Below are 19,053 nucleotides of genomic sequence, written 5' to 3'. Positions count from 1 at the left end.
CACAACCGCCACACCAGGCGCGATTAGCTCAGCGGGAGAGCACTACCTTGACACGGTAGGGGTCACTGGTTCAATCCCAGTATCGCGCACAGTAACGGGCCCCTCGGGGCCTGCTGCACAACCGCCACACCAGGCGCGATTAGCTCAGCGGGAGAGCACTACCTTGACACGGTAGGGGTCACTGGTTCAATCCCAGTATCGCGCACAGTAACGGCCGAGGCCGCGATCCGTCAGGGTCGCGGCCTCGGCCTTTTCGCCGTTCCGGCGGTGGGCGGGTGGGTGGCTGGGTACTCGGTGGAAGGCTGGGGCTGGGGCGGGAAAGAGAAGAGCCGCGTACGGTCGCCCTCACCGACGTCCGTACGCGGCGTCTCCGCCTGCCGGGGCGCTCTGCGCACCGCTCTCGCCCGTCCGCGTGTCATCGCGGCCGCGGCCTCCCCGGCGGCACTGCTCCCCGTCCCCTGGGGAACAGTGCCCGTCTTGGTGTTCCTCTTTCCGTGGCTTCCTGGCTTCCTCGGCCTCGGCGGCCTGGGTGGCCTCCGCGGCTCCGGCGGCCTCAGCGGCCGATCAGATCGGCCAGGGCTTCGGCCTGGTTCGCCATCTGCTCCCACCCGCCGAACAGCAGCACCAGGAGCACGGCGCACGGCAGGGCCATGGCCAGCGCCACGGCGGGGTGCCGGGTGGGCTGCTCGGCGGACTGGGGCTGGGTGAAGGCCGGCCGCCGACGGCGGGTGGCGCCCGTCTGCTGCGTTGCCATGGCCTTGCTCCTGATCCGGTCGATTGAGCGCGGTGGACGGCTTACCTCGGGGGACGAGCTCCCCGTCCACCGCTGGGCACAACGCTATTCGTCAGGGGGCCGTTCGGACGTCATGCCGTCGTACTGTTCCTCGGGCATCCCGGAGGATGACGCTCAGACTCAAGGCGTACTACCGGAGGGGGAGGGTCGACTCACCCCGTCCCCGAGGGAACCCTGAGGGGCGACCCCGAGAAACGATTCGGCGCCCCTGTGACCTGCAGCTCAGAGCACGATCCGACAATCGCACGGTGGCTTGAGGTGTTGCGTATCAGCACACCGCAGCGGGCAGTCCGTAAGCTGTGCCAGACAGGAACTGACGATGCCCCAACCGACGGGGCCTCACCCACAGGCTGACGGGGAACGAGACATGGCGATGATGCGGCTGAGGCGTGAGGACCCCCGCATCGTCGGGCCGTACCGCCTCCACCGGCGACTCGGAGCCGGCGGCATGGGCGTGGTCTACCTCGGCTCCGACCGCCGCGGGCAGCGCGTCGCCCTCAAGCTGATCCGCGCCGAACTCGCCGAGGACCAGGAGTTCCGCACCCGCTTCGCCCGCGAGATCGCCGCCGCCTCCCGGATCCGGGGCGGCTGCACCGCACGGGTCGTCGGCTCCGACATCGAGGCCGACCGCCCCTGGCTCGCCACCGCGTACGTCCCCGGGCCGTCCCTCTACAAGCAGGTCGGCGACGAGGGGCCGCTCAGCTGGCCGGACGCCGCCCGGATCGGGGCCGCGCTGGCCGACGGGCTGGTCAAGGTGCACGAGGCCGGGGTCGTCCACCGTGACCTCAAACCCTCCAACATCCTGCTCTCACCGCGCGGCCCGCGGATCATCGACTTCGGCATCGCGTGGTCGCGCGGCGCCAGCACGCTCACCCACGTCGGCACCGCGGTCGGTTCCCCCGGCTTCCTCGCGCCCGAGCAGGTGCGCGGCGCCGCCGTCACCCCGGCCACGGACGTCTTCGCCTTCGGGGCCACCCTCGCGTACGCGCTCACGGGGGACACACCGTTCGGGTCCGGGGCGTCCTCCGAAGTGATGCTGTACCGGGTCGTCCACGAGGAGCCCGACCTGTCGGCCGTGCCGCCGCAGCTCGCCCCGCTGATCCGGGCCTGCCTGGCCAAGGAGCCCGCCGAGCGGCCCGGCGCGGCCGCGCTGCACGAGCGGCTCAGCGAACTGGCGGCCCGCGGGGCGGCGACGACCGGCGGCAGCGGGCGCACGACGCGGCGGGGCCCGGCCCCGGCCGCCGCAGCCGCCGAGGCCGCGGCGCCGGCCGGTGCGCCCCTGGCGCCGCAGGCACCGCAGCAGGACGGCGGGCGGCAGAGCGTTCCGGCCCCCGGGCGCTCGCCCGACCCGGCCGCGTCGGCCCCCCGCGCCCGGGCCGCGGCCCGGCGCCCACAGGGTGGCCCGCTCCCCCGACCCGAGGCGACGCCGGTCACCCGTCCACTGCGGGAACGCCCGCACACTCCCCCGCCGGCCCGCCCGCGACCCCGGGACCGCCAGCACACCCCCGCCCCCGGCGGACGGCCCGGCACGGCGCGGCAGCGACTGCTGCGGCAACGGCTGATCGTCTTCGTCACCGTGACGATCGGCGTCGCGCTGGCCATCGCGGCGGCGCAGGGCTGCGAGAACCGGAGCAACCAGGGGGCGCGGCCGGTGGTCGGACAGACCGCGACGGCGAGCACCGGGCACGGCGGCGAGCAGTCGGTGCCCGGGAGCTCGGCGGACGTCGCGGCGCAGACCTCCGCGACCCCGCTCCCGGCGGCCGCGCGCGGCACGGCGAACGGGGCGCTGGCGGCCGCGCAGGGGCCGGGGCCCGTGGTGGACTGGCCCAACCGCAGCTACTCCGACGGGGCGGGCGGGCCCGCGGTCACGCTGAAGGACGGGCACTCGGCTGGGGCCGGACCGCAGCTCGCGCTGAGCGCGGTGCTGCCGGCCCGGTACAAGGGCCAGCCGGCCACGGTCGTCGTCCTGCGTCGGGCGGAGGGATCGGCGCCGGTCGACCTCGTCCAGCTCTACACGTTCACCGGCGACACCCCCGTCGCCACCACCACCCGGACCTCCACCGCCGACCCGCAGGCCACCGCCAGCTGGCGCCTGGACGGCAGCGCGGTCGTCCGCGAGGAGCGCGTCGCCGCCACCGGCGCGGTCATCTCCACCCGCTACACCGTGCGCGCCGACGGCACCCTCGACGAATCCTGGCCCGGCGCCGGCGCCTCCGGCGGCGCCCCCACCACCCCTCCCCCAGCCGCCGCCCCGGCCCCACCCACCGCCGCGTCCACCACCGGCTGACCCGCACCGGAAGTCGGCCCGGCCGACTTCCGGTGCGAGGTGGATTGATGCGAGAGGCAGAGCTGACGCCGCAGGATCCGGAAGCGCCTTCGGACGGCGCACTGCCAAGCCGGGACGCGTGAGGTTCTAAGGCCAGAACGAGAAGTCCGACGGGCCGACCTCCTGTACACCGACAGGCAGGCGTGTGGAGCGGCGAGCCAGCGCCCCAGGGCCGGGACCAGGCGCGGACTCCGCAGACAGGCGGAACCGGCATCGGACGCGACTCCAGCCGACGGGCCGCGGGAGAGCTCACGCCAGTGAAGCAACTGCGGGCGGGGATCAGGGGGTGGTGACGGCGTAAAAGGCTACGGCGGCGGCGCCGACGTTGAGCGAGTCGATGCCGGACCGACCGGCGAGAGGGCAACCCGTCCAGCAGGGTGAACGGCGGGATACCGGCCACCCAGTTACCGCCGATGACCTCGAACGCGTCGGTGGGGGGCTGGGACTCGCGCTCACGCGGGTCCGGGGTCCGGCAGCTGCCGGACCTCGCCCGTGCCCAGCTCGACCGTGAACCGGGCCCGCATCGGGCCGTCGCCCCGGCGGGAGAGGAGCGTGAGTTCGGTGACCGATGCCGAGGTGGTGCCCAGGCGGGCGGCCAGTTCGGGTGCGAGCCGGCGCGGGTGCTGGGTCCGCCCCAAGGACAGGTGGGGTGTGAAGTCGTCCGCCCGACCCCGGCAGCGGGGGAAGCGCTCCACCAGGGAGCCGTGGAGTGCCTGCCACGGGCCGGGGCCGCCACCCGCCGGGTCGAGCCAGACCGTGGCGTCGTGGCGGTGGGGGAAGTGACGCACCCCGTGCAGACGCGCGGTGAACGGGGCGTGCTCGGCCGCGGCGGCGCCCAGCAACGGGAGCGCGGGCCCGAAGTCCGACTCCGGGACGAAGCCGAACAGCACGTTGACGTGCGGCGGCCAGCGGCGGATCTGCGGATCGTGCTCCTCCCGGATCCGCTGGACGGCCTGCCACAGTTCCGCCGGCGGCAACCAGGCAAGCGCCGTCCGGGGCGTCGGTCCGACGTCCAGGGCGCCCGGAACGCCGATCGGGTGTCTGTCCACCCCTCCATGGTGACCGCTCCTGCGGGCACCCTGTCGTCCCTTTGACCTGACTGTAGGGCGGCGATGATCACGGGGAGGGGGGCCAAAACCCAAGCGTTGCCCTGAGCAACTACCGGACGAGCTCGCGTCGCGGGCGGGTGGCGTAGAAGGCCACCGCCGAGGCTGCTGCGACGTTGAGCGAGTCGACCCCGGCGTCCATCGGAATGCGGACGTGCTCGTCGACCGAAGCGAGCGTCTTGGCGGCGAGGCCGTCGCCCTCCGTGCCGAAGACCAGGGCGAGCTTCTCGTCGTCCCGCGAAGCGAGTTCATCGAGGGTGATCGCCTGGTCACTCAGGCACAGTGCCGCGACCGTGAAGCCTGCGGTATGCAGAATCTCGACGTCCTTCGGCCATGCCTCCAGGCGGGTCCACGGCACCTGGAAGACAGCCCCCATCGACACCTTCACGGACCGGCGGTAGAGGGGATCGGCGCAGCGTGGAGTGAGGAGGATCGCGTCGACGCCCAGGGCGGCTGCGTTCCTGAAGGCCGCCCCCATGTTGGCGTGATCGACGATGTCCTCGAACACGGCGACGCGGCGGGCGTCGGTGAGGAGGGCGGCGGCGTCGGGGAGGGGCTTGCGTTCCATCGAGGCGAGGGCGCCGCGGTGGACGTGGTAGCCGGTGACGGCTTCGGCGAGTGCGGGTTCGACCACGTGGACGGGGGCGTCGGCGTCGGCGATGACGTCGGCCATCACGTCGAGCCACTTGGCGGTCAGCAGCATCGACCGCATCCGGTAGCCCGCGGAGAGGGCGCGGCGGATGACCTTCTCGCCCTCGGCGATGAACAGGCCCTCGGCGGGTTCGCGGTGGCGGCGCAGTTCGACGTCGGTGAGGCCGGTGTAGTCGGCGAGGCGGGGGTCGGCCGGGTCGGTGATGGTGCTGGGTTCGGACACCCTGCGATCTTGCCAAGCCCGGACGGGGAAGGCCAAACGGCCCAGGGGGCGGGGTGGTCCCGGGCTGGCCGGAGTGCAAATATGACCGTATGGCCCGAAATCCGGGCCGATCTTGGGCTCCGTCGGCCTCTGGTGCCACCGGCGACGCCGGCTCCTTCGGTAGGCGCCCACACGGTCGGCAAGAACTGCCACGCGCGAAGCGTCCGCGACCGGCTCGGCACCGGTCGGTCGCCGGGCAGGTGTTCGCGCTCCAGATCCTCGTCGTCCTGCTGCTGGTGGCGGGGGCCGCGGTGGCGCTGGTGGTGCAGTCGCACACCGACGCCGACCGCGAGGCGCGCAACCGGTCGGTGGCGGTCGCGCAGTCCTTCGCCAACTCGCCGGGCATGGTGGACGCGCTGCGCTCCCCCGACCCGACCGCGATCCTGCAGCCGAAGGCGCAGTCCGCGCGGGTCGCCTCCGGCGTGGACTTCATCGTGGTGCTGAACAACCAGGGCATCCGCTACACCCACCCCAACCCGGCGCGGATCGGCCAGAAGTTCATCGGCACGTACGAGCCCGCGCTGCACGGCCAGGTGGTGACCGAGCACCTCACCGGTACGCTCGGCCCGCTGGTCCAGGCGGTGGTCCCGGTCTACGCGCCGGACGGCTCGGTGGTCGGGCTGGTCTCGGCCGGGGTCACCCTGAGCAACGTCTCCACCGTGAGCGAGCGCCAGCTGCCGGTGGTCCTGGGCGCGGCGGCGGGCGCGATAGGCCTGGCGACGCTGGGCACGGCCCTGATCAGCAGGCGGCTGCGGCGGCAGACCCACGGGCTCGGCCCGGTCGAGATGACCAGGATGTACGAGCACCACGCGGCGGTGCTGCACGCGGTACGCGAGGGCGTGATGATCGTCGCCGGGGACGGGCGGCTGTTGCTCTGCAACGACGAGGCGCGCCGCCTGCTGGACCTGCCGCCGGACGCCGAGGGCCGTCAGGTGACCGAACTGGGCCTGGACCCGGCGCCGCTGGAGCTGCTGACCGCCGACCGTCCGGTGACCGACGAGGTGGTGCTGGCCGGGGAGCGGCTGCTCGCGGTGAACGTCCGGCTGACCGACCGGGACGGCGGCCCGCCGGGCTGCGTCGCCACCCTGCGCGACTCCACCGAGCTGATGGCGCTGACCGGCCGGGCCGAGGGCGCCCAGCGGCGGCTGCGGCTGCTGTACGACGCGGGCATGACGGTGGGCAGCACGCTGGACGTCACCCGGACGGCGGAGGAGCTGGCGCAGGTCGCCGTGCCGCGCTTCGCCGACTTCGTCACGGTGGACCTGGCGGAACAGGTGCTGTCGGGCGAGGAGCCGCCGCGGGGCACCTCGCTGAACCGGATGCGGCGGGCGGCCGTCGTCGGGACCGGCGGGCACGGCCCGTTCTACCCGGTGGGCACCGCCCTGGACGTGGTGCCGGCCACGCCGCTGGCCAGCGCACTGCACAGCGACCTGCCCCGGCTGGAGCCCCGGCTGGCCGAGGCGCAGGGCTGGCGGGAGCAGGATCCCGAGGGGGCGGAGCAGGCGCTGGCGTACGGGGTGCACTCGCTGGTGCGGGTGCCGCTGCGGGCGCGCGGGGTGCTGCTGGGGGTGGCCCGGTTCTGGCGGGCGGAGCGGCCGGAGCCGTTCGAGGCGGAGGACCTGACGCTGGCCGAGGAGCTGGTGGCGCACGCGGCGGTGTGCATCGACAACGCCCGCCGGTACACCCGTGAGCACGCGATGGCGGTGACGCTGCAGCACAGCCTGCTGCCGCGCAGCCTGCCGGAGCAGAACGCGCTGGAGGTGGCGCACCGCTACCTGCCCGCCCAGGCCGGGGTGGGCGGGGACTGGTTCGACGTGATCCCGCTGCCGGGCCTGCGGGTGGCCCTGGTGGTCGGCGACGTGGTCGGCCACGGGCTGCACGCGGCGGCGACGATGGGGCGACTGCGGACGGCGATCCACAACTTCTCGACGCTCGACCTGCCGCCGGACGAGCTGCTGGGCCACCTGGACGAGCTGGTGAACCGGATCGACCAGGACGCGGCGGGCGGCGGCGAGAGCGGCGGGCTGACCGGGGCGACCTGCCTGTACGCGATCTACGACCCGGTGTCGCGGCGCTGCACGCTGGCCAGCGCCGGGCATCCGCCGCCGGCCGTGGTGGACCCCCAGGGCCGGGTGACGTTCCCGGAGCTGCCGACCGGGCCGCCGCTGGGGCTGGCGGTGCTGCCGTTCGAGACCGCCGAGCTGGAGCTGGCCGAGGGCACTCGGCTGGTGCTGTACACGGACGGGCTGGTGGAGGACCGCGAGCGGGACATCGACGACGGGCTGGCGCTGCTGCGTGAGGCCCTCGGCGGGCCGCCGCGCACGCCGCAGCAGACCTGTGCGGACGTGCTCGGGGCGATGCTGCCGGCTCATCCGCAGGACGACATCGCGCTGCTGGTCGCGCAGACCAGGGTGCTGGCGGAGGACCAGGTCGCGCAGTGGGACGTGCCCACCGATCCGGCGGCGGTGGGGGCGGTCCGGGCCCAGGTGGCGGAGCGGCTGGCGGACTGGGGGCTGGACGAGGCCTCGTTCGTCACCGAGCTGATCCTCAGCGAGCTGGTGACCAACGCGATCCGGTACGGCTCCGCGCCGATCCGGGTACGGCTGCTGCACGACCGTTCGCTGATCTGCGAGGTGTCGGACGGCAGCAGCACCTCGCCGCACCTGCGGTACGCGGCGACGGAGGACGAGGGCGGCCGCGGGCTGTTCCTGGTCGCGCAGTTCGCGGACCGCTGGGGGACGCGCTACACGGCGACCGGGAAGGTCATCTGGACGGAGCAGCAGTTGGAGTAGGAAGTCGGACCGGCCGACTTCCCACTCCGCGGAGCCGTCAGCGCCGGAAGGCGGCGGCCAGCACGTTCACCACGTCGCCGACCACGATCACCGCCGGGGGCTTGACGCCCTCGGCCTCGACCACGGCGCCGACGGTGGCCAGGGTGGCGTCCACCCGGCGCTGGGCGGCGGTGGTGCCCTCCTGGACGACGGCGACCGGGGTGTCGGCCGGGCGGCCGTGCTCGACCAGCTTGGCGGCGATCGCGCCGATCTTGTCCACGGCCATCAGCAGCACCAGGGTGCCGCTCATCCCGGCGACGGCCTGCCAGTTGGTGACCGAGCGCGGGTCCTCCGGGCCGACGTGGCCGGAGACCACGGTGAACTCCTGGGTCAGCCCGCGGTGGGTGACCGGGATGCCGGCCGTCTCGGGGACGCTGATCGAGCTGGAGATGCCGGGCACCACGGTGACCGGGATGCCCGCCTCGGCGCAGGCCAGCAGCTCCTCGCCGCCGCGGCCGAAGACGTACGGGTCGCCGCCCTTGAGCCGGACCACGAACCTCCCGGCCTTGGCGTGCTCGATCAGCGCCTGGTTGATCGCCTCCTGGGCCATCTGGCGGCCGTACGGGATCTTCGAGGCGTCGATCACCTCGACGTGCTCGGGCAGTTCGGCGAGCAGCTCGCGCGGGGCGAGGCGGTCGGCGACCACCACGTCGGCGTCGGCGAGCAGGCGGCGGCCGCGCACGGTGATCAGGTCCGGGTCGCCGGGGCCGCCGCCGACCAGGGCCACGCCGGCGCCGTGCGAGCGGTACGAACGGGTGGCCAGCGAGCCGTCCCGCAGACCGCCGACGATGGCGTCGCGCAGGGCTGCGGAGTGCCGCGGGTCGCCGGTGAGGACGGCCACGGTGGCGCCGGCGTCGCGGCCGCTCGCCGGGGTCCAGGCGGTGGCGGCGGAGGCGTCGTCGCTGCGGGAGCAGAACACCCGCTCGCGCTCGGCCTCGGCGCTGACGGCCGTGTTGACCGCCGGGTCGTCGGTGGCGACCAGGGCGTACCAGGCGCCGGCCAGGTCGCCGTCGGCATAGGGGCGGGCGTGCCAGGTCAGCTCGCCCGCGTCGGCCATGGCCTGGACGGCCGGGGTGGTGACCGGGGATATCAGGTGCAGCTCGGCACCGGAGGCGATCAGGGCCGGCAGCCGCCGCTGCGCGACCTGGCCGCCGCCGACCACCACGACACGGCGGCCGGCCAGCAGCAGGCCGACCGGGTAGGGGGTGCGGCCCTCGGTGCTCGGGTGCGGGGTGGGCGCGGTCATCGGCGGTGCTCCTGATCGGGAGTGAGGGTCTGGGCAGTGCGGTGGCACGCCACCCGGCGGACCGGGTGGCGGTACGCCGCTCCGCGGGCCGGCGCGCCTCGGGCCGGTCCGCGGAGCGGTGAGCAGATCGTCAGGCCTTCTCGGTGACCCCGGCGGAGTCGAAGGTGGCTACATCGTGCATCGCGCGGGCCGCACTCTGCACCAGCGGCAGCGCCAGCAGGGCACCGGTGCCCTCGCCGAGCCGCAGGTCGAGGTCGATCAGCGGACGCAGGCCCAGCTTCGCCAGCGCGGCCTGGTGGCCGGGCTCGGCGGAGCGGTGGCCGGCGATGCAGGCGGCCAGCACCTCGGGGGCGATCGCCTTGGCGACCAGCGCGGCCGAACCGGCGATGACGCCGTCCAGCACCACCGGGGTGCGCAGCGAGGCGGCACCCAGCAGGAAGCCGGCGATGGCCGCGTGCTCCAGGCCGCCGACGGCGGCGAGGACGCCGATCGGGTCGTTCGGGTCGGGCTGGTGCAGCGCCAGCGCGGCGCGGATGACCTCGATCTTGCGGGCGTGGGTCTCGTCGTCGATGCCGGTGCCGCGGCCGGTGACCTCGGCCGGGTCGAGGCCGGTGAACACCGAGATCAGGGCGGCCGAGGCGGTGGTGTTGGCGATGCCCATGTCGCCGGTGACCAGTGCCTTGTTGCCCGCCGCGACCAGGTCGCGGGCGGTCTCGATGCCGACCTCGATGGCCTGGAGGGCCTCCTCGCGGGTCATCGCCGGGCCCTGGGTCATGTCGGCGGTGCCGGGCTTGACCTTGCGCGGCAGCAGTCCGGTGGCGCGGCCCTGCTGGACGGCCTGCGGCAGCTCGGCGGCGACGCCGACGTCCACCACGCAGACCTCGGTGCCGATCTGCTTGGCGAAGGAGTTGATCACCGCTCCCCCGGCCAGGAAGTTGCCGACCATCTGGGCGGTCACCTCCTGCGGCCACGGGGTGACGCCCTGGGCGTGCACGCCGTGGTCGCCCGCGAAGATCGCCACGCAGGCGGGCTCCGGGATCGGCGGCGGGCACTTGCGGGACAGGCCGCACAGCTGGGCGGAGATGATCTCCAGCATGCCGAGCGAGCCGGCCGGCTTGGTCATCCGCTTCTGGCGGTCCCAGGCCTCGCCGAGCGCCTTGGCGTCCAGCGGGCGGATGCCGCGCAGGGTCTCGGCGAGCAGGCTCTGCGGCTCCTCGCCGGGCAGGGCGCGGTTGCCGTACTGCTCCTCGTGGACGACCCAGGCCAGCGGGCGCTTCTTGGCCCAGCCCTGCTGCTCCAGCTCCGGCTCGTCCGGAAAGGAGTCGACGAAGCCGACGCACAGGTAGGCGACGACCTCCAGGTGCTCGGGCAGGCCGAGCTCGCGGACCAGCTCCTCGTCGTCGAAGAAGCTCACCCAGCCGACACCCAGACCCTCGGCGCGGGCGGCCAGCCAGAGGTTCTCGACGGCCAGGGCCGCCGAGTACGGGGCCATCTGCGGCTGGGTGTGGCGGCCCAGGGTGTGGCGGCCGCCGCGGGTGCGGTCGGCGGTGACCACGATGTTCACCGGGGTTTCGAGGATGGCCTCGATCTTGATCTCGCGGAACTGCTTGGCCCGGCCCTTGGGCAGCGAGTCCGCGTACGCCTCGCGCTGGCGCTCGGCCAGGGCGTGCATCCGCCTGCGGGTCTTCGCCGAGCGGATCACCACGAAGTCCCAGGGCTGCGAGTAGCCGACGCTGGGCGCGGTGTGGGCGGCCTCCAGGACGCGGATCAGCACCTCGTGCGGGATCGGGTCCGGGCGGAAGCCGTTGCGGATGTCGCGGCGCTCGCGGATCACCTGGTGGACGGCGTCGCGGCCGGCCTCGTCGTAGCCGGGGGCGGCCGGGCCGCGGGGCTCGGCGGGCTCGGCGGGCTGCTCGTCCTCGGCGGCGGGGGCCTCGGACGGCTCGGCCGACTCGGCGGTCCCGGCGGACTCGGCGGACTCTGCGGACTCTGCGGACTCTGCGGACTCTGCGGTCACGGCGGGCTGCTGGTCGGCGGGCTGCTCGTCCCGGGCCTCGGGCTGCGGCTCCTCGGCGGCGGGGGCCCCGGGCTGCTCGGCGGGCTGCTCCGCGACCGGCTCGGCGGAGGGGGCCTCCTCCTGGACGGCCTCCGGGGCGGCGGGCTCGGCCTGCGGCTCCGCGGCGGCGGGCGCCTCGGCGGCCGGGCCCTCGGCGGGCTGCTCGGCGGTCTCCGCGTTCTCGGCGACGGCCTCGGTCGTCGGCTGCTGCTCGGCCTCCGTGGCGGCGGCGGCCTCGACGGGCTGCGCGGCCTCGGCCTCGGCACCGGTCTCCACGGGCTGCTCGACCGCCTGCTCCGCGACGGCTTCGACGGCCTGCTCCGCCACCGGCTCGGCCGGGGCCTCGGCGGGCTGCTCGGCGGCCACGACCTGCGGCTGCGGCTGCGGCTGCTCACCCTCGGCGGCGACCGGCTCGACGGCGACCGCCTCGGTGACGGCGGCCTGGGCGACGACGGCCTCGGGCTCGGTGGCAACCGGCTCCTGGCCGGCGGACTCGGCGACGGCCTGCCCGGAGGGCATCTCACCGGTGCCGGCGGCGGTCTCGGCGACCGCCTCGACCACGACGGCCTGAGCGGCCTCGACGGCCTCCACGACCTCGGCGGCCTGCTCGGCCGGCTCGGTCTGCTCCGCCACCTGGGCCACCTGGAACGCCTCGCCCTCCGGGCCCTGCTCAACGGCCTGCGGCGCGTCGGCGACCGCTATGGGGGCGGGCTGCTCCTGCGCCGCCTCCTCGGCCACCGGGGCCTGCTGGGCCGCCTCGACCTTGGGCAGGCCGTGCGGCGTCGGCGCGGCGAGGAAGGCGGAGATCCGACGCGGCTGACCGGCCGGAGCGGCGCCCTCGGGCTGCTCGACGGGCGCGACACCCTCCGCGACGACGGTCTCGGCAACGGCCGTCTCCACGGCGGCGGCGTCGACGGCCATGGTCTCGACCGCGGCGTTCTCCACCGCGACCGCCTCGGCGACCGGCTGGGCGACCGGCTGGGCGGCGGCGTCGGCCGGGACCGGCTCGACCACGACGGCCTGAGCGGCCTCAGGAGCCACCGCCTCGGGAGCCGCCACGGCCTGCACGGCCTCGGCGGCCGGCGCGGCGGCCTGGACGGCCTCCGGCAGCTCGACGACCTCGACCACCTCGATCGCCCCGACCGTCTCGACGCCCATCAGGCCCTCGACCGGCTGCCCGGCCAGCGGCACCTGCTGGTAGCCCGGTGCCTGCGGCACCTGGTGAACCTCCGGCCCGCCCTCGACCGTGGTGGCCACCGGGGGCACCGGCGCGGCGGGCGCCATCGGGGCGGCCTGCGGCACACCCTGCGGCACGGCACCCGGGACGGGCGCGGCGGCCTCGCCCATCGGCGGGCGGCCGACGACCGGGATGCCGTGCGCGGGCGTGCCGCCCTGCGACGGGCCGCGGTCGGCCAGCGAACGGACCGGCACCTGACCGGTCATCAGCGAGGGGTCCGGGATCGGCGGACCGGCGTGCAGCGGCCGGCGCGGCGGCTGAGCCTGCGTCATCGGCTGCTGGACGTGCGGCTGCGCCTGGGCGGCCTGGAGGTGCTGCTGGCCGTGCTCACCGCCGAGCACCGGCGGCTCCACCGGCGGCCAGGACGGCTCGACCGGGGTGCCCTCCTGCTGCGCGAACGGCGCCTGCTCGGCACCCCAGGAGCCCTGCGGACCGGGCATCAGCAGGACGTCGTCCTCGTCGTCCAGACCGTCGGGCTGGTCGACGAAGTGGAAGGCGGGGCGCGGGGCGCCCTGGTCGACGGCCCAGCCGTCGCCCGGGACGGCCTGGGGCGGCACGCCGGTGAAGTTCGGCTGGCCCTGCGGCGGGATCACACCCGCGCCGGGGGGCATCGCACCGGGCACCGCGCCGGTCGGCGCCGCCGGGTTGGGGATCATGCCGCCGTCGGTCGCGACGCCCTGCAGGGGTGCAACGCCCGCGACGCCGTCCGGTCCGCCGAGCGGGTCGGGCCCGGCGTGCAGGTGCTCCGGCAGTCCCTCGCCCGGGACGTGGCCGCCATCGGTCATTGTCAAAGCTCCTTCCAGGCCGCTGCCGCGCCCCTTGGCGACGCGATCACCGACCGCAGCGCCCATCCGCACGGGCCGGACCTGCACCGACCCGCCCCTCAACCACACGTGGCCGCCGCGCCGTGGCGCTGCGGCCCAAGTCCTTCCGGCGCGCTGCGGCACCCCGGTCCGGGCACCGCCCGCGAGGACGGTGCACCATCTGAAACAACGACAACCCGGAGCAACCGGCACGACCGCACCGGACCCTACGGCATTCTCCAGGTCCGGCACGCGGCGCGTCGAATTGCCCACACTCCGAGCGGAACCGGGTTGCACCACGTCAAAAAGGTGACAAACCGACCGAATCGGGCAGGTCGCCTACGGCTGCAGCCGCCTGGGACGCCACACTACCGGCCCGGCGCGCTGACCTCTCGAATCGGTGTCCGGATGCGACCTGGATCACCGCCAGGGCCGCCCACCGGCCCCGGCGCGCACCCGAGGCCTTCACACGATCTGCTCACCCCAGAGCAGCAGGGCGCCGCCCTCGCCCGCCCCGAGCGCCAGCCCGCCGCCCTCCTCGGCCGCCCGCAGCGGGGTGGCCTGCAGCAGCGCGCCGTCCGCCCGGTAGCCCGCCCCCGCGATGGCCCGGTGGATCTCCTCCGCCTCGGCGAAGGTGCGGGCCAGCGCGACGAAGCGCTCCGGCTTCCGGGCCAGCACGGCCCGCACCACCTCGGGCCCGCCGGACTCCACCACCGCCGCGTCCGGCTCGGGCAGGCCGCCCAGCACCTCGGGGCCCTGCCCGTACACGGTCTCCACCTCGACCCCGTACCGGCGGGCGTTGACGGCGAGCCGGGCACAGGCCGAACGGGAGGCCTCGACCGCGACCACCGCGGCGCCGAACCGGGCCGCCTCCACGGCGAGGGCGCCGCTGCCCGCGCCGACGGACCAGACGAGGTCCCCCGGACGTGCACCCAGACGGGCCAGCACCAGGGCGCGCACGTGCGCGGGCAGCGCCTCCGATGCGCCCGGCTCGCCCTCCGTGCGCCCGGCGCCCGTGTAGGCGTCACCGGGGAGCGCCCAGCCGCGTTCCGCGCCGGGGTAGCCGACCGGGCGCCCGGCCAGCCAGCCGGCCGCCTCCCCGACCGCGCCGACCTGGGCGCCGCCGCCGATCACCAGCACCACGTTGGGGTCGCGCCAGACGTGGTCGGCGATCCGGTCGGAGGTCAGGACGGTGACGTCCTCCTCCGGGGTGCCGAGGGCCTCGCAGACCACGAAGGTGCGGTGCACCCCGCGCAGCATCAGGGCGAGTTCGCCCGGGCCCGCGCCCGGGGCGGTGAGCACCGCGACCTTGGGGTGGGCCCGGCAGATGTTGGCCGCGCGGCGCAGCCGGCCGCCGTGGGCGCTGACCACCTGGGCGTCCTCCCAGGGCATCCCGGCCCGGGCGAAGGCGGTGGCGACGGAGGAGACGGCGGGCAGGACTTCGAGTTCGAGGCCGTACTCGGGGCGGCGCAGGGTGCGCACCACGCCGAAGAAGCCCGGGTCGCCCTCGGCGACCACGACGGCGGCGCCGCGGTGCTCGGCGATGGTGCGGGCGGCCTGCCGGATGTTGCCGAGGGTGATCCGCTCGGCGTCCTCCGGCACCGGAAGGGCGTCCAGTTGGTAGGGCGCTCCGGCCACCAGGGTCGCCGCGGCGAGGGCCGCACCGGCGGCCTCGGTCAGCGGCGTACCGTCCCACCCGATGACCGTGATCCGGTCAGCCATCTGCGGCCGTTCTCCCTCGACTCGTCCCGACGCGGCGCCCACTGCGCGGCGCCGGTGCAGAGGCTACCGGGTGCGACCGCCCGGAGGCCGACATCTCGCACAGATGTCCGTGCCGGGCGGGTGGCCGGACGGCGGCTCAGTCGCGCAGCACGTAGCGGTGGTCGCCGTGCCAGCCGTCGCGGTGCAGTTCGGGCGACTCCAGGTCCTCCGGGAGCAGGCTCCACAGGATCAGGTCGCTCCGGCTCTCCTCGACGACCTCGCCGGACTCGCCGCGCACTATCCAGGCGCTGCGCAGCACGCCCTCGCTGATGCCGCCGATCTTCTGGGCGACCTGCTGGGCGGCGGTGTTCCCGGCGGCGGTGCGCATCTCCAGGCGCAGGAAGCCGCGGTCCTCGAAGAGCCACTGGGCGACGCCGAGGACGGCCTCGGGGGCGTAGCCCTCGCCGCGGGCCCAGGTGGCGGTGACGTAGGAGATCTCGGTGCTGCGCAGCCGCCAGTCGGTGTTGCGCAGTTGGACCAGGCCGACCAGGCGCTGGGTGAGGTGCTCGGTGACGGCGAGGACGATGCCGTGCCCGGCGGCGCGGTGGGCGGGGGCGAGGGTGCGGGCGAGCTCGGCCGCGTAGTCCTCGGTGAAGGGGTGCGGGTGGTCCGTCCAGGCCAGGACGAGGTCGTCGGCCATCATGGTGGCCAGGCCGGGGGCGTCGTCCTCCGCAAGGGGACGCAGCAGCAGCCGTTCGGTGCTGATGGCGGTCTCGGGGAAGCTCGCTGCCATGCCGTCTCTCCTCGCCGGGTCGTGAACACAACACCGTACGCCTCCGGCGCGCCCGGGTATCACGCGGTGCGCCGGTCGCACGACGGTACGTCAGAACCCGGTCCACGGTGGTGTCCCTGGTGCATACTGCCCGACCGGGCCCCCGCCGAGGTGCGGCGGGGGCCCGGTCGGGCGCTACGCGGTATGACCGTACGACGATCAGAAGGCCGGGATGACCGAACCCTGGAACGTGTCGTTGATGTACTTCTTGACCTCGTCGGAGTGCAGCAGCTCGGCCAGCTTCTTCACCCGCGGGTCGTTCTCCTTGCCCTTCTTGACGGCGAGGATGTTGGCGTACGGGTTGCCCTCGGCCTTCTCCAGCACCAGGGCGTCGGTGGCCGGCTTCAGGCCGGAGTCGAGCGCGTAGTTGCCGTTGATCACGGCGGCGTCGAGGTCGGCGATGGAGCGGGGCAGCTGGGCGGCCTCCAGCTCCTTCCACTTGAAGCCCTTCGGGTTGCCCGTCACGTCCGCCGGGGTGGCGGCGGTGCCGGCGCCGTCCTTGAGGGTGATGAGCTTGTTGTCGGCGAGCAGCTTGAGCGCGCGGCCCTCGTTGGTGGCGTCGTTCGGCAGGCCGACAGTGGCGCCGGAGGGCAGGTCGTTGATCGACTTGACCTTCTTGGAGTAGACGCCCAGCGGCTCCAGGTGGACGGTCTCGACCGAGACGATGTCCGTGCCGTTCTTCTTGTTGAAGTCATCCAGGTACGGGACGTGCTGGAAGTAGTTGGCGTCGGCCGAACCGTCCTGCACCGCCGTGTTGGGGGTCACGTAGTCGGTGACCTCCTTGATGTCGAGCTTGAGGCCCGCCTTGGCCGCGAGGTTGTCGTTGACGAACTTCAGGATCTGCCCGTGCGGGGTCGGGCTGGCGACGACCTTCAGCGGCGCGTTCGGGTCCGAGGAGGACGAACCCGAGCTGCCGCAGGCAGCCAGCGACAGGGCGAGGCCGGCGGTGGCGAGGACACTGGTGAACTTCAGAACGTTGCGCACGAAAAGTGCCTTTCTGCGTGATACGGGGAGCCGCGTCCGGAGGTCGGACGAGGGAGGTCTAGGAGGCGACGAGGTCCTCGTCGGGGGCCGGGGTGGTGGCGCGCGGGCGGAGCAGGCGGGTGCGTCCGCCGCCACGGCCCCGGTTGGCCAGCCGGCGCACGGCGAGGTCGCCGGCCAGCTGGATCACGGTGACGATGATCGCGATCTCGGCCACGATGATCCACATGAAGGCGGTCTCGAAGCGCAGGTAGCCGTAGCGGTAGGCGAGGTCGCCCAGGCCGCCGCCGCCGACCGTGCCGGCCATCGCGGAGTAGCCGATCAGCGCGATGACCGTGGTGGTGACGGAGGCGACGATGCCGGGCAGGGCCTCGGGGACGAGCGTCTTGCGCACCAGCGTCCAGGTGCTGCCGCCCATCGCCTGGACCGCCTCGATCAGACCGCGGTCCACCTCACGGACGGAGGTCTCGACCAGCCGGGCGAAGAAGGGGATCGCGCCGACGGTCAGCGGCACGGTCGCGGCCTGCCAGCCGAGGGAGTTTCCGGTCAGCCACCGCGTGAAGGAGATCAGCGCGATCATCAGGATGATGAACGGCAGCGACCGGGCGAGGTTCACGATCGCGCCCAGCACCTTGTTCACCGGCTGGTTCTGCAGCGCCCCGCCCTTGGAGGTGAGCACCAGCAGCACGCCGACGGGCAGGCCGACCAGGACGGTGCAGACCGTCGCGACCCCGACCATCTGGAAGGTCTCCTGGGTGGCGGGCCACATCAGGTCCTGCATCTGGTCCCAGCTCAGGCCACTCATGCCGCCGCTCCGTTCGCCGCACCGAGCACGTCCACCTGCAGGCCCTGCTCGCGCAGGTAGCCGATCGGCACCACGTTGTCCTGGTGGCCGCCGGGCAGCTCGACCCGCATCCGGCCGACCATCCGGCCCGCGATGGTCTCCACCGCGGCGCCCAGGATGTTGATGTCGATCTGGTAGGTGCGGGCCAGCTGGGAGACGAACGGCTGGGCCGGGGTGTCGCCCTGGAAGGTGATCTCCAGGACGGTGGCACCGGGGTGGCCGGTGCCGAACTCGCTGAGCGGGAACAGCTCGCGGGCCAGCTCCGAGTCGGGCTCGGCCAGCAGGTCGGTCAGCTCGCCGGACTCCACCACCCGGCCGCCGCGCATCAGCGCGGCGGAGTCGCAGACGGACTTGATGACGTCCATCTCGTGGGTGATCAGCAGGACCGTCAGGCCCAGCTGCTGATTGAGGTCGCGCAGCAGCTTGAGGATCGAGCGGGTGGTCTCCGGGTCGAGCGCCGAGGTGGCCTCGTCGGAGAGCAGCACCTTGGGGTCGCCGGCCAGGGCGCGGGCGATCCCCACCCGCTGCTTCTGGCCGCCGGAGAGCTGGCTGGGGTAGCTGCGGGCCTTGTCGCCGAGGCCGACCAGGTCCAGCAGTTCGGCGGCCTTGCGGCGGCGCTGGGTGCGGTCCAGGCCGATGATCTCCAGCGGCAGTTCGACGTTCTGCTGCACCGTGCGGGAGGAGAGCAGGTTGAAGTGCTGGAAGACCATGCCGATCCGGCGGCGCGCCTCGCGCAGGTCCTTGCCGGCCCGGTTCTCGCCGCCGGACAGGGCGGTGAGCTCGACCCCGTCCACGGTGACCGTGCCGGAGGTCGGGCGCTCCAGCATGTTCACGCAGCGGATGAGGGTGGACTTGCCGGCGCCGCTGGTGCCGACGACTCCGTAGACCTCGCCCGGGCGGACGTGCAGGTCGACACCGGCGAGGGCGGTCACCTCGCGGCCTCGGGAACGGTAGACCTTGGTCAGGTCCGTGGTGGTGATCACAGCTGCTTCCGTGGGTCGGGGGCGGGCGGCGGTGTCGACCGGCCGACCGGGATGCGGCCGGCGGTGTCCTACGACGCCTCACCAGGGGGATCCGGAGCTGCCACCCCTTGATCGTGGCCGCGGAACGGCCGGGCCGCGCGACGGCGTGGCCTCAACGAGTCATCGACGGCCGCGGGTGGGCGGGCACGCCGGAGGGGAGGGTTCCGGGAGGAAGGCGTGCTCGCGCGGGCGGGAGCGGCGCCGGATTCTCGCTTCGGGGCGCGAGGGGGAGGCACCCTCGACGGGGTGCCCGGGGGCGGTGGCCCTCAGCAGTGACACATTCGACGGCACATGGCACGCTCACCTGCCGGCAGCGTGCCGGTGGGGGTCCAGTTCGTCGTCGCAGTCATGTGAGCCAGTAA

At 74.4% G+C, this 19,053-nt stretch carries 11 protein-coding genes, 2 tRNA genes and 1 pseudogene; 4 read left to right on the top strand and 10 right to left on the bottom strand.

Annotated elements, in window-relative coordinates:
• Positions 1-17: 17 nt before the first annotated feature.
• Positions 18-89, top strand: a tRNA-Val gene (locus ACZ6Z8_RS25235).
• Positions 90-133: 44 nt separating this feature from the next.
• Positions 134-205: transfer RNA gene (locus ACZ6Z8_RS25230), tRNA-Val, on the top strand.
• Between the two features lie 348 nt (positions 206-553).
• Here the strand turns inward: ACZ6Z8_RS25230 and ACZ6Z8_RS25225 are convergent.
• Positions 554-754, bottom strand: coding sequence for a hypothetical protein (locus tag ACZ6Z8_RS25225; protein WP_465612334.1), 201 nt, complete (start codon positions 752-754; stop codon positions 554-556).
• A 406-nt stretch (positions 755-1,160) separates the two neighbouring features.
• Between ACZ6Z8_RS25225 and ACZ6Z8_RS25220 the strand changes: the two are divergent.
• Positions 1,161-2,405 (top strand): annotated as a pseudogene (locus ACZ6Z8_RS25220) (serine/threonine-protein kinase); the annotation flags it as partial.
• 1,166 nt (positions 2,406-3,571) lie between these two features.
• On the opposite strand, the gene ACZ6Z8_RS25215 reads toward ACZ6Z8_RS25220, so the two are convergent.
• Both ACZ6Z8_RS25215 and ACZ6Z8_RS25210 read right to left on the bottom strand, forming a co-directional pair.
• Positions 3,572-4,168, bottom strand: coding sequence for a 2'-5' RNA ligase family protein (locus ACZ6Z8_RS25215; protein ID WP_465612333.1), 597 nt, complete (start codon positions 4,166-4,168; stop codon positions 3,572-3,574).
• Positions 4,169-4,277: 109 nt separating this feature from the next.
• Positions 4,278-5,099, bottom strand: a complete 822-nt coding sequence (locus ACZ6Z8_RS25210) for a TrmH family RNA methyltransferase (RefSeq protein ID WP_465612332.1) — start codon at positions 5,097-5,099, stop codon at positions 4,278-4,280.
• An 89-nt stretch (positions 5,100-5,188) separates the two neighbouring features.
• On the opposite strand from ACZ6Z8_RS25210, the gene ACZ6Z8_RS25205 reads away from it, so the two are divergent.
• Positions 5,189-7,930 (top strand): SpoIIE family protein phosphatase, encoded by a 2,742-nt coding sequence (locus tag ACZ6Z8_RS25205; protein WP_465612331.1) that lies wholly within the window; start codon positions 5,189-5,191, stop codon positions 7,928-7,930.
• Between the two features lie 37 nt (positions 7,931-7,967).
• On the opposite strand, the gene cobA is transcribed toward ACZ6Z8_RS25205, so the two are convergent.
• The 7 genes from cobA to ACZ6Z8_RS25170 all read right to left on the bottom strand — a co-directional run bounded on the left by cobA (position 7,968) and on the right by ACZ6Z8_RS25170 (position 18,652).
• Positions 7,968-9,215: a uroporphyrinogen-III C-methyltransferase gene (gene cobA, locus ACZ6Z8_RS25200; RefSeq protein WP_465612330.1), complete on the bottom strand. Its 1,248-nt coding sequence runs from the start codon at positions 9,213-9,215 to the stop codon at positions 7,968-7,970.
• A 130-nt stretch (positions 9,216-9,345) separates the two neighbouring features.
• Positions 9,346-13,293: a nicotinate-nucleotide--dimethylbenzimidazole phosphoribosyltransferase gene (gene cobT, locus ACZ6Z8_RS25195; RefSeq protein ID WP_465612329.1), complete on the bottom strand. Its 3,948-nt coding sequence runs from the start codon at positions 13,291-13,293 to the stop codon at positions 9,346-9,348.
• Positions 13,294-13,776: 483 nt separating this feature from the next.
• The gene (gene cbiE, locus ACZ6Z8_RS25190; RefSeq protein WP_465612328.1) at positions 13,777-15,033 is read right to left on the bottom strand and encodes a precorrin-6y C5,15-methyltransferase (decarboxylating) subunit CbiE; all 1,257 of its coding nucleotides are present in this window, start codon (positions 15,031-15,033) and stop codon (positions 13,777-13,779) included.
• A gap of 136 nt (positions 15,034-15,169) precedes the next feature.
• On the bottom strand, positions 15,170-15,805 hold the full coding sequence (locus tag ACZ6Z8_RS25185) for a GNAT family N-acetyltransferase (RefSeq protein WP_465612327.1): 636 nt from the start codon (positions 15,803-15,805) through the stop codon (positions 15,170-15,172).
• Between the two features lie 198 nt (positions 15,806-16,003).
• Entirely contained in the window at positions 16,004-16,828 is an 825-nt protein-coding gene (locus tag ACZ6Z8_RS25180) for a MetQ/NlpA family ABC transporter substrate-binding protein (RefSeq protein WP_465612326.1), read from the bottom strand.
• Between the two features lie 58 nt (positions 16,829-16,886).
• Positions 16,887-17,621, bottom strand: a complete 735-nt coding sequence (locus ACZ6Z8_RS25175; protein WP_465612417.1) for a methionine ABC transporter permease — start codon at positions 17,619-17,621, stop codon at positions 16,887-16,889.
• Positions 17,622-17,626: 5 nt separating this feature from the next.
• Complete coding sequence (locus tag ACZ6Z8_RS25170) at positions 17,627-18,652, bottom strand: methionine ABC transporter ATP-binding protein (protein WP_465612325.1); 1,026 nt, start codon at positions 18,650-18,652, stop codon at positions 17,627-17,629.
• Positions 18,653-19,053: the final 401 nt, after the last annotated feature.

This window comes from Kitasatospora sp. NPDC101108 (assembly GCF_055584725.1).
This window is presented reverse-complemented; position numbering and strand designations above follow the sequence as displayed.